The sequence below is a fragment of the Sphingobacterium sp. UBA7631 genome, assembly GCF_002483935.1.
Classification (GTDB): domain Bacteria; phylum Bacteroidota; class Bacteroidia; order Sphingobacteriales; family Sphingobacteriaceae; genus Sphingobacterium; species Sphingobacterium multivorum.
Map to the genome: position 1 here is coordinate 123813 of NZ_DLIX01000005.1, position 14332 is coordinate 138144.

A 14332-nucleotide genomic window follows, 5' to 3' on the forward strand; every position below is an offset into this window, starting at 1 on the left:
AATTGCGACAAAAAGGTTTAAAAATATGAATAAGAAAAGTATCTGTATTCCATTTTGTTTTCTGGCTGCATTCGCTGCCCATGCGCAAAAGAAACCATTGGATCATACGGTATATGATAGTTGGCAAAGCGTATCATCACCCTATATCAGTAAATCGGGAAAATTTATCCTATTCCAGGTCGTTCCACAAGAAGGCGACAATCAGCTTTTTCTCAAAACCAAAGAGAACAAAGAAATCATTCAAATTCCCCGTGGGTATAATGGAAAACTAACAGATACCGAAAATCATCTGTTAAGTTTGGTCAAAGCGCCATTTGCCTTAACCCGCGAAGCCAAGATCAAAAAGAAGAAAGCCGAAGATCTCCCAAAAGATTCATTGGCAATCTACAATGTAACAACGTCATCCCTTGTCAAATTTGCGCAGGTAAAATCCTATAAAATTGCTGATCAAAACAACAATTTCGTCTCTTTTCTTTTCGACAAGGAAATAAATGAAAAACCTGATTCAAAAACGGCTACTGATGCCACACAAGCAAAGAAAGGCAGCGATAAAAAGAAAAAAACAGTGGCAACGCTTGCTTTATATGATCTAAATTCTGGTGATTCGGTGCAATTCTCATCTGTAGATCAATACGAATGGAATAAAAATGGATCAAAAATCGTTTTTTCAAAAAAAACAGATTCAAAAGATAGCCTATCAAAAGAATCTGGAGTCTACCTTTACGAAATAGCAACTAAAAAGCTTAAAAAGATATCAAATGGAAAAGGTAATTATAAAAATTTCAAATTTGATGAATCAGGTAATCAGCTCGCTTACCTGGGGGATCTCTCCAATGAAAAGGCATTACTAAAAAATTACAATCTATATTATTATGCCAATGGTATAGATACAGCCCAATACCTCACAACAAAAACAAGCAATGGTATACCTAAAGACTGGGCCGTTAGTGGGGATGGCGATATCCGTTTCAGCAAAAATGGGGAGAAGCTATTTTTCGGCATAGCACCAATACCACGTGTCAGAGACACCACTTTGGTTGATTTTGAGCATGCTAAAGTGGACGTTTGGAACTGGCAAGACGACTATTTACAGCCCATGCAGTTGGTCAATTTAAAGAAAGATCTTGCAAGAAATTTCTTAGCGGTTACTTACCCCAAATATAATCGCAACATTATTCCCCTTACGGACCAAACATTTAACTCCACCGCACTTACACCGGACGGAAATGAAGAGTATATCTTAGCTCGCACTGATTTTGGCAAGCGCATCGCAAGTCAATGGGAAGGCAGTACACGAGACGACATTTATCTGGTTTCAACAAAAACAGGAAATAAAGAGTTAATCCTTTCAAACTTTTCAGGAAATGCAATCTTAAGTCCTGACGCAAAATACATCGTATATTTCGACCAAGATAAAGGTTCCTGGAATTCCTATCAAGTTAGTTCAAAGAAAAAGATGGTGCTAAATGACGGTATACCAGCGTCCTTTGCCGACGAGGAAAATGATATGCCTACTGCCGCGCAAGGATATGGCATGGCAGCATGGAGTCCGGACTTTAAAGGGATTTACGTCAATTCGAGGTATGATATCTGGTATTTTAACTTGGACGGTTCCAACAAATCCATCTTGACCAACGGCTATGGAGCTGCATCGCAGACAACTTTCCGCTACTTACCGCTAAAAAGAGAAGAGGACCGCGAACAAGCCACAACACTCGACTATAAAAAGGGTGGTTTTCTAACTTCCTTTGACAATAAAACCAAAGAATCTGGTTTCTACCAGTTCAAGGGGCAGCATAACGATCCTAAAAGTCTTTTGGTGGAGGCAAAAACGTTCAGGAATATCAGCTCTTCAGCGGATCAACAAACGATACTGTACAGTAAAGAGGATTATATGAATTCGCCTAATATCTACACCAATACCATAAAGTTCAAAGACGAATTACAACTATCCAATATTAATCAGCAACAGGCTAATTACAACTGGGGGACAGCGGAGTTAGTCCATTGGACAACGCCCGAAGGAAATCAGGCTGAGGGAATTCTTTATAAACCAGAAAATTTTGATCCTGCAAAAAAATATCCCATTATAGCTTACTTCTATGAAAAGCTTTCAGATGGATTATATACGTATCAACCCCCTGCTCCTACGCCATCGCGTTTGAACATCCCCTATTTTGTAAGTAACGAGTACCTGGTATTTGCGCCAAATATAAGCTACAAAACAGGTCATCCGGGTAAATCAGCTGAAGAATACATCAATTCTGGGATGAGATACCTCGCTCAGAATGCATGGGTTGATAGCACAAAGATGGGAATACAGGGCCAAAGTTGGGGCGGTTATCAAGTTGCTCACCTCATTACGCGGACCAATATGTACGCTGCAGCATGGACTGGTGCTCCTGTCGTCAACATGACATCTGCCTATGGCGGAATACGCTGGCAAAGTGGTATGTCCCGCCAGTTCCAATACGAACATACACAAAGCCGCATCGGAAAAACCCTGTGGGAAGCTCCAGAACTATATATCGAAAATTCACCTTTATTCCATTTGGATAAAGTTAAAACTCCTGTTGTCATTATGGCTAATGACAACGACGGGGCCGTGCCATGGTATCAAGGTATTGAAATGTTTACTGCGTTACGCCGATTAAACAAACCTGTATGGATGCTGAATTATAATGGTGATGAACATAACCTTATACTTCGACAAAACCGTAAGGATATACAAATTCGCGAACAGCAATTCTTCGATCATTTCCTAAAAGGTGCCCCCGCTCCTTCTTGGATGAAGAAAGGAGTACCTGCCACCGAAAAAGGAATAGACTGGGGATTCGAATTATAACACAAAACAATAAAAAAGGTGTGATTTATATAAATCACACCTTTTTTATTAGCCAAAAACCATAATTTTTGAATTATTTCACAAAAAACATCAAAAAAAATTTCAGTTTTCAATAAAAACACAATATTTTTGAAAAACAAAATCAACAAAACTGTAATTTAACTACAAAATACAAATGTCGAACCTAAGATTCAAAGCAGTAGAAGCAGCAGGCTCACGCCAAATTGCTTCATTTGAAAAAGTTGAAACTAAAAAAGCAACTGACATTTACGGAAAGAATGTTTTTTCCGTAAACAAAATGAAAGACTACCTTCCTAAAAATTCATACAAGGAGTTAGTTGCATCCATTGAAGAGGGACAGATTATTTCAAGAGATTTGGCTGAACACATTTCACAGGCCATGAAAACTTGGGCACTTAACCACGGCGTTTCTCACTACACACACTGGTTTCAACCTTTAACGGGTTCGACTGCTGAAAAACATGATGCTTTTTTTGAGCCAGACGAAAACGGTGAAGCCATTGAAAAATTTACTGCTGACGCATTAGTTCAACAAGAGCCCGATGCATCTTCTTTCCCAAATGGTGGTATCCGTAATACATTCGAAGCTAGAGGATATACAGCTTGGGATCCATCTTCTCCTGCATTCATTTACGAAACAGGTGCTGGTAAAACATTATGTATTCCAACAGTTTTTGTTTCCTATACGGGTGAATCATTAGACTATAAAGCTCCTTTATTGAAAGCCATCAACGCAGTAGATAAAGCGGCAACGGATGTTGCTCAATATTTTGACAAATCGGTCACTAAAGTAAACGCTTCTCTAGGTATTGAACAAGAGTATTTCTTGGTTGACCTTTCCTTATATAATGCTCGTCCAGATCTTCAGTTAACGGGCCGTACGTTATTTGGCCACATGTCGGCCAAAGGCCAACAATTGGAAGACCACTATTTTGGTGCGATTCCAGAGCGCGTATTAGCGTACATGGTGGACTTGGAAAACGAAGCGCTAAAATTAGGTATTCCTTTAAAGACTCGTCACAACGAAGTTGCACCTTCTCAATTTGAATGTGCTCCAATGTACGAAGAAATCAACTTGGCCATCGATCACAACCAATTGTTGATGAATGTCATGGAACAAGTTGCTTTAAGACACAACTTCAAAGTATTGTTGCATGAAAAACCATACTCTGGTGTCAACGGATCTGGTAAACACAACAACTGGTCTTTAATCACAAATACTGGTGTAAATTTATTATCTCCTGGAAAAACACCTAAAAACAATTTGATGTTCTTGACTTTCTTCGTCAATACCATCAAAGCTGTTTATGAATACGCTGATTTGATGCGCGCTTCTATCGCTAGTGCAAGCAACGATCACCGTCTGGGTGCAAATGAGGCTCCACCAGCAATTATTTCAATTTTCTTAGGCTCTCAATTGGATGAGCTTTTGGAAGAAGTTGAATCTGCTCGTGTTGCTAAAAAAGTAAAAGCAGAGGCAAACTTATGGCATGGTATTCCTAAAGTTCCTGAATTAAAACTGGACAATACAGACCGGAACCGTACTTCACCATTTGCCTTTACCGGTAACAAGTTTGAATTCCGCGCTGTTGGTTCTTCTGCAAACTCCGCTTTACCGATGACCGTGTTGAATGCGATCGTTGCAGCGCAATTGATCGAGTTCAAAACAGAAGTAGATAAACAAATCAAAAAAGGCACCAAAAAAGATCTTGCGATCTTAAATGTTGTCCGCAAATACATCAAAGATTCAAAAGCTATCCGCTTTGAAGGCAATGGATACAGCGAAGAATGGGAAAAAGAGGCCGAAGCACGTGGTCTTTCTAACATCAAATCGACACCTAAAGCATTAGATGTTTATGTAAAAGAAGAATCTTTAGCCCTGTTTGAATCACTAGGTATTTATACCAAACGTGAATCAGAAGCTCGCCACGAAATTTTGCTTGAAAACTTCTATAAAAAATTACAAATTGAGGCGCGTGTCATCGAAGAGATGGTTAACAACCAAATCGCCCCGGCATGTTTCATTTATCAAAATGAATTGATTGAAAACGTCAAAGGATTAAAAGACCTGGGTCTGGCACAAGCAGCATTCAGCTCTCAATTGAACTTTGTAGAACGTATTTCAACACACGTAAATACCATCTTGGAGCAAGCTGAAGCAATGCGTCAAGAACGTAAAAAAGCAAACCAAATTGATGATGTACGTGAGAGATCAATCGCTTACGATGAATTGGTTAAACCATATTTCGATGTGATCCGTTATCATGTCAACAAATTGGAGAAAATTGTTGATGACAAAAAATGGCCTCTTCCAAAATTGAGAGAGATCTTATTTTTAAGTTAAGATAACTTCCCAATAAAACAAAAAGAGCCGGCGATATTGCTGGCTCTTTTTGTTTTAGGGGAACGTTCGTCATCTCTTGCTCCTTACCTCCTCTCACAACAATAGCTCCTATTTTTTTAATCGATTATCTTCGTCATTATTCCCTCCCTTTTTATTGGCTGACTTAATATTCATATTACCAAAACGATAAGAAACAGACAATCGGATAACCCGACTATCATATGCATTTCGTATACGATAGTATCCATTTTCCTGATAACTCGACAATCTGCGCTGGCCTCTTGTATTCAAGACATCATTTATACCCAACTTGACATTCAATTTTTTGTCAAGAAATGTTTTACCTGCACCTAGATCAATGCCATAGTAAGACTGAAAACTAAATACGCCATATACTGCTGGCGAGAAATAATTGCCCGTCAGCTCCAGGTTTGTTGTTTCCCCAATTCGGATATCATGATTGGAACTTACCTGAAACGATAACTTTTCCAATTGGCGTTGCGCTCCGGAGTGCTCATCAAAACTAAACTTATTATAAAAAGCGCTGGCATTGTTAGAAATACTCCACCATTTAAAAAGCTTAACGGGTATATTGACATTCATGTTGTAATAATCAAAATAAGCCAAATTTCGATCGGTCTGTGCAATAGCTTTGGTCTCTGAATTACTTTCTATGACCTGAGTGATTGCATCGTTGGTCCTCTTATAGCCCAAACTCAGTAAATAGCGATCTTTAAAGGTATAATTTACTTCATACGAATTGGTATATTGTGGATTTAAATAAGGGTTGCCATACTGATACGTGTATTGATCCAAATAATACACAAAGGGATTCAATGCCCCATAATCAGGGCGGTCAATACGTCTGCTATAACTCGCACCAAGCTTGTGATTATCATTAATCTGTTGCTGTACAAATATTGATGGAAAAAAATCGGTATAGGTACGTTTTGTTTGTTGCCCAAGCGTCACTGAGTTTCCTAGGGAGTTCGTATTTTCAACACGCAGTCCAGTTTGTACCGAAAACTTTCCGAACGATTTATTTAAACTGAAATAAGCTGCTGCTATATTTTCATTGTACAAAAAATGATTACTTTGACCATTATTTTGCACAAACTCGCCTTGCTGATCCTGATCTTCGTACAACAAATTATTATCTGTTTTTACGCGGCTATATTTTAACCCCGCCTCGAGTTTCGTCGTTTTATTAAAAGGATGCACAAAATCGGTTTTAAAAACTAATATTTTTGCCTTAGAAAGCATATCATTCCGGAAAATATGCGGTGATTTAAATTCTTCCCAGTTTGCGTCCAAAAAATGGTTTCCAACAGTGCTATTGTCATTATTTTTCGAATATGAATAATCCCCATTAAACGTCAATTCAGTCCCTAAGGTATCAAATGTCTTTTTGTAATTCAGATTATAAGTGAGGTAATGGTATTTAAAATCTGACAAATTACTTCCTAATACTACCGAATCAAGCTTTCCTTTTTGAGAAGCGATCAGATTGCTTCCCTCCCGTGTTGAATGACCATTGCTTACATTACCATTAACCACAAATCCAATGACCTCCTGTTTCCCCAGGTTAAAATCTGCCGCAAATTTGAAATTATGACCTCGATAGCGGAATTTCGAATAAGAATCCGAATTGAAAAAAGTCGTCCCGCTTTTGGTATCTACAGCCCTATCGATATCTAAATCATTAAAGCCTAAGGCAGTTGCATAGTTATAGGAAGAAAATAAGTTCACCCAATTGTTACGATGGTTTATGAGAAAGCCACCATCAGCCTTTGTATATTTACCCTGCCCTAAATTGAGGTTTAAACTAACATTACTTCCAAATTGCGTATTCCTCTTCGTCTTAATATTAATAATTCCTGCATTCCCTGCCGCATCATATTTTGCAGGTGGATTGGTGAGTACTTCGATCGAGGCTATTGCATTTGAAGCTGTATTTTCCAATAAGCGCGACACTTCATCTGCAGAAAGATAAGTAGGCTTACCATCAATCATGATGATCACATTACTTTTTCCACGAAGGTTGATCTTTTTGTTGTCTAAAGTTACCCCCGGGACCTTTTGCAAGAGTTCCAATGCGTTATTTCCGGTTGCCAAAATACTGTTCTCGACATTGAGCACAACTTTATCAAGGTGACTTTCAATTAATGGCTTCTTGCCAATTACCTGCGCCTCATCCAGCACTTTACTTTCCAGCTGTAATCGAATCGTATCCAGCACCTTGAAATCACCCGCACGCAGCATTATTTCCCCAGAACGATAAGTACCATAACCCACCGTGGACACTTGTAAGCTGTACTTCCCCTCGGGTATCGCAAACAACACAATTTCTCCATTTTCGTTGGATAAGGTTCCTTTTAACAAGACATCATTGGGTTTACGAAACAGTGAAATATTTGCGGCAGCAATGGGCTGGTTGTCCTGCCCAACAACGACAGTACGTAATTTCCCCCCGTCAGACTGTGCTGAAACGGGTCCGGCATTAGAACACAGGAATAAAACAATAGAAAATAAGAGCAATTTAATTTTTTGTGGTTTCATAATGTAATTTCTTTGGGCTATCGATCGGATAGTCAACTTCATAATAATGACAACAAACCTCGTGTATTCATTACACGTTGACTAGCAGAAATAGACAGGTAGTGCGATTCACTCGGTAGACAACCAAATAATATCGGTAAACCCTATCCTTCGCTGATCGCTTTTACAGCGGATAGGATCATGCGAGCTAATTTTGAATCTTCTGAAACATATCGTAGAAAAAAAACATCGAATCAAAATAAAAATTCAAAAAACAAATAAAATTCAAAACAAATAAATTGTATACAAAAAATATTAAGCATAATATTTGTATTTTTGCATCGAAAATTAGTAAACTGATTCATGAGCACTGTATCATTGAAGAAAAGACTCTACCGTATTTATATCCTTATGATACGATTTATGCATGGCGAGCATGCTGGAGACGCATTACGTAATGTTGCCATCAGTATTTTGCCAAGTTTGGCGATCTATTTATTGGGAGCGCAAGCGAGCACGGCTATCGGAATCGGTGTCGGATCGTTGTTAACGACACTCACCGATCCTCCTGGCAACAGAAAAGATAAACTTTCTTCAGCTCTGGTATGTATTCCCACCTTCTTTATTGCATCATTGTTTACAGCTATTGTATTTCCCTATCATTGGCCCTTGGTTATCGTGCTAGCGTCAGCCGGTTTTATATGCACCTTATACGGCATTTTTGGAGCCCGCTATGCTGCAATTGGAAACATGACATTGATTCTCATGAGTTTTGTGATCGGAATGGCCCCACAACACCCCTTTGCGGTTAGCTTACAGATTACAACAGGGTCCATAATATATTACTTTTTTAGCCTTTTACAAGCCTATATACAACCTTATCGCTCTTTAAAACATGCCATGGCTAATGGCTTTCATGGATTGTCCCAATTTCTATTGATACGATCACAGTCTTACGATCCCGATATTCCTTTGAATATTACGTACAGTCGCGTAGGAAAAATTCATGGCCAGATCAGCGAACAGCAGGAACAAATCAGGTCTCTTCTGTTTCGAGAAAAAAAAATCATAAGCCAACAGTGGCATAAAAGCAATTATTGGCTCAGTCAGGTTTATGGATTAATTGACCTCCATGAGTTAATTATTGCGCTTGATCATGACTACGATGCAATTCGCAAAAATCTTGCAGACACGGGCAGCCTCCCCTTAATTCGTCACACAATCAAATTATTAGCGTTAGAAATCGATAGCTTTTCACAACCCAACAAGAGGTTCCGGTATGCACATCAATTATACCATAATAACTTTAAAATTAATGCCCTCTTACGGGATTTAAAAGAAATTCAAGAACAACAGGCCGATCCAGCAAAAGGTATATTATGTTCTATCATATGCAACATCGAAGCAATTATTGATGTACTCAACAGAATCCAGGTCGCTTTTTATCAAAATCAGGAAATTCAGGATAAGATTGACACCAGCGAGTACCAACAATTTATCAGTCGACCATTACGTAATCTCGCTGATCTAAAAAGTAAACTCCATCTGAATAATCCGCTTTTTCGATTTGCGGTTCGGATGGCTCTTCTTTTTGGAACAGGTGCATTGATCGGTATTTTATTTTTTGATTTTAAATATACCTATTGGATCTTACTGACGATCGCTATTGTTGCCAGGCCAGCATTTTCAATGACAAAAACCCGTAATATAGAACGTATTGTCGGTACATTCTCGGGTATTATAGTTGGTGTGTTCTGCTTAATTTCTATTCATTTTCTTCCAGCACTCCTAACCATAGCTGCATTGGGTCTTTTTGGATTCTTTTTGTTCAACCGATCTAATTATATGGTCAGTGTCATCTTCATTACCTTGGGAATTGTGATTGCGCTCAATCTGTTCGAAGGGAACATCAATCTCATTTTAGGCAGCCGAATACTTTTCACACTGATTGGAGCATTCTTGGCTATAGCGGGTTATTTCTTGATACCTGTGCGCCAGAGCACAGGCATGGTTCAGCTGGCAAAAGAGGTATCCCTTTACAACGCGCATTATTTCCAGATCATCAATAACCGTCTGTCGGACGAACGACAAAGTTCGTTTGATATACGACTGGCTCGTAAAAAGGCGCAGACCGCCATGGCCCTGTTTTCAGACGCCATCAATCAAATGAAAAAAGAACCCGAGCACAAATGGATGGATTGGTCACATATTCACCATTTTCAGGCACTCGCATATCAGGTCAATTCCCATTTGGTGGGCCTTTCGCTATCGTTAAGCAAAAAGACGAATCGCCACCTCGCCTATGATATCCATAGTAGAATCGATGCGCTTAAACCTCTTCTAACAGATTTAAATCAAACTGCAGAACGGATCAATTTAAAGAAATCATAATACCCGATTGACAGTTACTTTTGCGGTTTCATCGGAAGATATGTGATGCCAATCGGCATGTTATTCAAAATTCCTTTAACTAAAAAATAGCATTTCTTTTGCTTTAATAAAAAAAGAGTTTATATTTGTGTCGTCTTCGAAAGAAGATTTCTAATCAACACCTCCCTTCATCAGTAGGTCTTGATTTATAAAGAAGTGGCGAGAGACTGGCTCAATGACCCACTGGCAACCTTCAATTTGTTTGAAAAGGTGCCAATTCCTGTCCAAAACAATATCGTTTTGGAGCATATAAATGACATAAGACAATGATTATTAAATTACTGAAGTCCATTAAAAATTCAGGTTCAACACAAGTGAACCGCACGATAAGCGAAAGTGTAACCCATCGTACAATTGTATCGATGCGAATGCGTATGCATATGCACTTCCATGCTTGTTAAAAATAATTTCCGTTTTCTTGGATAAAGATTTAACAGACCCTTCAAGGAGGTGTGTATGCTTCTCTTTTTACTTTGCAATTTCTTTTTGAACCCTTAAAATCTGATATATTATGTCTTCAAACAAAAATTTAAAATTCGAAACTCTTCAGGTTCACGCTGGTCAAGTCGCTGACCCTACTACGGGATCTAGAGCAGTTCCTATATATCAAACAACATCTTTTGTATTTGAAAATGCCGAACACGGCGCAAACTTATTTGCATTAAAGCAGTTCGGTAATATTTATACACGGATTATGAACCCTACTACGGATGTTTTCGAACAACGTATTGCGGCACTGGAAGGTGGAGTTGCAGCTGTTGCTGTTGCATCCGGCCAGGCGGCACAGTTTATAGCTTTAAATAATATTTTGGAAAGTGGTGACAATTTTGTTGCGGGATCCAACTTATACGGCGGTACATTCAACCAGTTTAAAGTTTCTTTTAAGCGCCTAGGCATCGAAGCTCGTTTTGCAACAGACGCCGAAGCAGATAAAATTGAAGCGCTCATTGATGATAAAACAAAAGCAATCTATGTTGAAACAATCGGAAACCCAAGTTTCAATATTCCCGACTTTGAAAAAATTGCTGCCGTAGCAAAAAAATATGACTTACCATTAATCGTCGACAATACTTTTGGAGCCGGAGGTTATTTATTTAAACCTCTGGAGTATGGTGCAAATGTGGTTGTTGAATCGGCAACTAAATGGATCGGTGGACATGGCACAAGCATTGGCGGTGTCATCGTCGACGGCGGAAACTACAATTGGGGCAATGGAAAATACCCGCAATTTTCCGAACCATCTGAAGGCTATCATGGTTTAGTATTTTCCGAAGTTTTCGGTGAAAGCGGACCATTCGGAAATATTCAATTTGCCATTCGGGCGCGTGTGGAAGGGCTCCGGGATTTCGGACCAGCACTCTCCCCTTTCAATTCATTTTTATTATTACAAGGACTTGAAACCTTGTCTTTGCGGGTGCAACGCCATGTAGACAACACTTTAGAGGTCGCAAAATGGCTTGAGGCGCATCCACAGGTAGAAAAAGTAAACTATCCGGGATTAAAAAGCTCTCCGAGCTTCGCTAACGCACAAAAATACCTTAAAAATGGCTATGGCGCGGTACTTTCTTTCCAGCTTAAAGGTGACGCAGCGCAAAAGGCCAATAGCTTTATCGACAGCTTAGAATTGATCAGTCATTTAGCCAATGTTGGTGATACGAAGTCATTGATTATTCATCCAGCAGCTACAACCCATCAACAATTGAGTGATGAAGATCAAGCCAATGCCGGAGTCTTCAAAGGCTTATTACGTCTTTCTGTAGGAATAGAGCATATTGATGATATCAAAGCTGATTTACAACAAGCTTTTGATAAAATTAAATAATCAGATTTTTTCGGCTTAAAACTTAAACATGAAATGAGTAAGCATATATATCTGCACCCGGAGCCTTTTGTATTTGAAAATGGAAGAGAGCTTACTGATTTACAAATCAGTTATGAAACTTTTGGCAAACCCAACGCAGATCGCAGCAATGTGATCTGGGTTTGCCATGCATTAACGGCCAATGCAGATGTGCTGGATTGGTGGTCCGGTCTTTTTGGAACAGGTGAGTTGTTTGATGCAAACGATTATTATATTATTTGTGCCAATGTCATAGGATCAGCATATAATAGCAGTAATCCGCTATCTGTAAACCCAGCAACCGGACAACCCTATTACCTATCTTTCCCCGAATTCACAGTGAGGGATTTGGTCCACGCACATCAAGTCCTTGCGGACCACCTGGAAATCAAACAAATAGAGATCCTTATCGGGGGGTCATTAGGCGGTCAACAAGCATTGGAATGGGCCGTATCGCACAGTATAGCCATCAACCATCTCATCGTGGTTGGAACAAATGCCGTCCACTCACCATGGGGTATTGCATTCAATGAAAGTCAACGTCTGGCCATTACAACTGATCGAACCTTTTACGCCAATCACCCTGATGGTGGAGCTAAAGGATTGAAAGTTGCACGCGCTATGGCACTGTTGTCTTACCGCAACTATACAACGTATGCCAACACGCAAAAGGAAGATGATAACGAAAAACTCGATCATTATAAAGCATCCTCCTATCAGAACTATCAGGGTGAAAAATTGGTGAAACGCTATAATGCGTACAGCTATTATTTCCTGACCAAAGCAATGGACAGCCACAATTTAGGTCGGGGAAGACGATCTATTGAATCTGCTTTGGCGAGCATTGATTGTCCAACTTTAGTCCTGAGCGTTAATACAGATTTGTTGTTTCCGCCACAAGAGCAACAATTCATCGCGCAACATGTTCCCAATGCCCATTATCAAGAGATTGAATCGACCTATGGCCACGATGGCTTTTTGATCGAAACAAAAAAACTCACCAAAATCATTAGCAGCTTTCTGCGGGAACAAAAAGAATACATAAACGAATTAGTATAAGAGAGTAAATAATATATAAGAGAATTTAAGAAGAGATATGAGTAATAAATTAACAATAGGGATGTTTGGGTTTGGTGTCGTAGGCCAAGGTCTTTACGATATCATCAAAACCAAAGATCTTAATCTGGAGATCAAGAAATTTGTCATTAAAAACGGAGATAAAAAACGCTCGCTACCAGCAGATTTATTTTCTACCGATGCCGAAACAATTTTAGGTGATCCAGAAATTAATACTGTTGTCGAACTAATCGATGATGCCGAAGCAGCATACCAACTAACTGTTCGTGCCTTGAAATCGGGGAAAAATGTGGTATCTGCCAATAAAAAAATGATTGCCAGCCATTTGGAAGAGCTGGTTGATATCCAACATGAATACGGGACCAGTTTATTATATGAAGGTGCCGTTTGCGGAAGTATTCCCATTATACGGAATTTAGAAGAATACTATGACAATGAATTACTGCATTCTGTCAGCGGTATTTTTAATGGATCTTCCAACTACATTTTATCTAAAGTTTTCAACGAAAATCAGCAATATACAGATGCTTTAAAGAAAGCACAAGAACTTGGTTTTGCAGAAACAGATCCAACGCTGGATGTAGGTGGATTTGACCCCAAATTTAAGGTATGTATTGTTGCTTCGCATGCGTACGGTATCTATGTCAAACCAGAAGATGTGTTCAATATTGGTATTGATAAATTGGGACAGCAAGATATTCGTTTTGCGAAAGAAAAGAACCTCAAGATCAAATTGATACCGACGGCAAAAGAGATCGACGGCGACAAAGTTGTACTTTATGTATTACCACGCCTAGTAGGCAAAGACAGCATGCTCTATAATGTAGAAAATGAGAACAATGGAGTATTGGTGAAAGCGGCCTTTGCAGACGAACAATTTTTCTATGGTAAAGGAGCAGGTGGCCACCCAACAGGTTCTGCTGTGCTATCGGATATCGCGGCTCTTCGCTATGGATACCGCTATGAGTATAAAAAACATTTAGAATCCAGCACATTAAATTATAGCCAAGATTATTTAATTAAGGTTTATTTGAGATATACAGATGATACACTGATTGAAAAGTTAAATTTCAGTGAAATCACAGAACGATATTACGCACCAGATTTCAAATATGTCATCGGACATATTAATCTTCAACAAATCGCAGCCCATAAAGCTGATTTGGATCAAGAGGGCAATTTTATTACTGAAATCGCGTAGGCAATCAACAAACCAACCTACCTTGAAAATAGCCCC

At 39.1% G+C, this 14332-nt stretch carries 7 protein-coding genes and 1 riboswitch; of the genes, 6 read left to right on the plus strand and 1 reads right to left on the minus strand.

The features are described 5' to 3' along the window. Window positions 1-25: 25 nt before the first annotated feature. Both B3P16_RS08970 and B3P16_RS08975 read left to right on the plus strand, forming a co-directional pair. Window positions 26-2845: a S9 family peptidase gene (locus B3P16_RS08970; RefSeq protein WP_286842492.1), complete on the plus strand. Its 2820-nt coding sequence runs from the start codon at window positions 26-28 to the stop codon at window positions 2843-2845. Window positions 2846-3020: 175 nt separating this feature from the next. Then, complete coding sequence (locus B3P16_RS08975; RefSeq protein WP_070565356.1) at window positions 3021-5210, plus strand: glutamine synthetase III; 2190 nt, start codon at window positions 3021-3023, stop codon at window positions 5208-5210. Between the two features lie 108 nt (window positions 5211-5318). On the opposite strand, the gene B3P16_RS08980 is transcribed toward B3P16_RS08975, so the two are convergent. Continuing rightward, window positions 5319-7769, minus strand: coding sequence for a TonB-dependent receptor domain-containing protein (locus B3P16_RS08980; protein ID WP_286842494.1), 2451 nt, complete (start codon window positions 7767-7769; stop codon window positions 5319-5321). 342 nt (window positions 7770-8111) lie between these two features. Here B3P16_RS08980 and B3P16_RS08985 point away from each other — a divergent pair, with 342 nt between their 5' ends. From B3P16_RS08985 to B3P16_RS09000, 4 genes are all read left to right on the plus strand, one after another. Beyond that, window positions 8112-10139: an FUSC family protein gene (locus tag B3P16_RS08985; protein WP_286842496.1), complete on the plus strand. Its 2028-nt coding sequence runs from the start codon at window positions 8112-8114 to the stop codon at window positions 10137-10139. 182 nt (window positions 10140-10321) lie between these two features. Next, window positions 10322-10434, plus strand: a riboswitch (SAM riboswitch). Between the two features lie 255 nt (window positions 10435-10689). Continuing rightward, on the plus strand, window positions 10690-12000 hold the full coding sequence (locus B3P16_RS08990; protein WP_046674616.1) for an O-acetylhomoserine aminocarboxypropyltransferase/cysteine synthase family protein: 1311 nt from the start codon (window positions 10690-10692) through the stop codon (window positions 11998-12000). 33 nt (window positions 12001-12033) lie between these two features. Then, window positions 12034-13077 (plus strand): homoserine O-acetyltransferase family protein, encoded by a 1044-nt coding sequence (locus tag B3P16_RS08995; protein WP_286753855.1) that lies wholly within the window; start codon window positions 12034-12036, stop codon window positions 13075-13077. A 37-nt stretch (window positions 13078-13114) separates the two neighbouring features. Then, window positions 13115-14296, plus strand: a complete 1182-nt coding sequence (locus B3P16_RS09000; protein ID WP_286842497.1) for a homoserine dehydrogenase — start codon at window positions 13115-13117, stop codon at window positions 14294-14296. Window positions 14297-14332: the final 36 nt, after the last annotated feature.

Bases quoted from the DNA above. Each gene is read 5' to 3' on its own strand.
- B3P16_RS08970 (WP_286842492.1), top strand. From the start codon at position 26: ATGAATAAGAAAAGTATCTGTATTCCATTTTGTTTTCTGGCTGCATTC.
- B3P16_RS08975 (WP_070565356.1), top strand. From the start codon at position 3,021: ATGTCGAACCTAAGATTCAAAGCAGTAGAAGCAGCAGGCTCACGCCAA.
- B3P16_RS08980 (WP_286842494.1), bottom strand. From the start codon at position 7,769: ATGAAACCACAAAAAATTAAATTGCTCTTATTTTCTATTGTTTTATTC.
- B3P16_RS08985 (WP_286842496.1), top strand. From the start codon at position 8,112: ATGAGCACTGTATCATTGAAGAAAAGACTCTACCGTATTTATATCCTT.
- B3P16_RS08990 (WP_046674616.1), top strand. From the start codon at position 10,690: ATGTCTTCAAACAAAAATTTAAAATTCGAAACTCTTCAGGTTCACGCT.
- B3P16_RS08995 (WP_286753855.1), top strand. From the start codon at position 12,034: ATGAGTAAGCATATATATCTGCACCCGGAGCCTTTTGTATTTGAAAAT.
- B3P16_RS09000 (WP_286842497.1), top strand. From the start codon at position 13,115: ATGAGTAATAAATTAACAATAGGGATGTTTGGGTTTGGTGTCGTAGGC.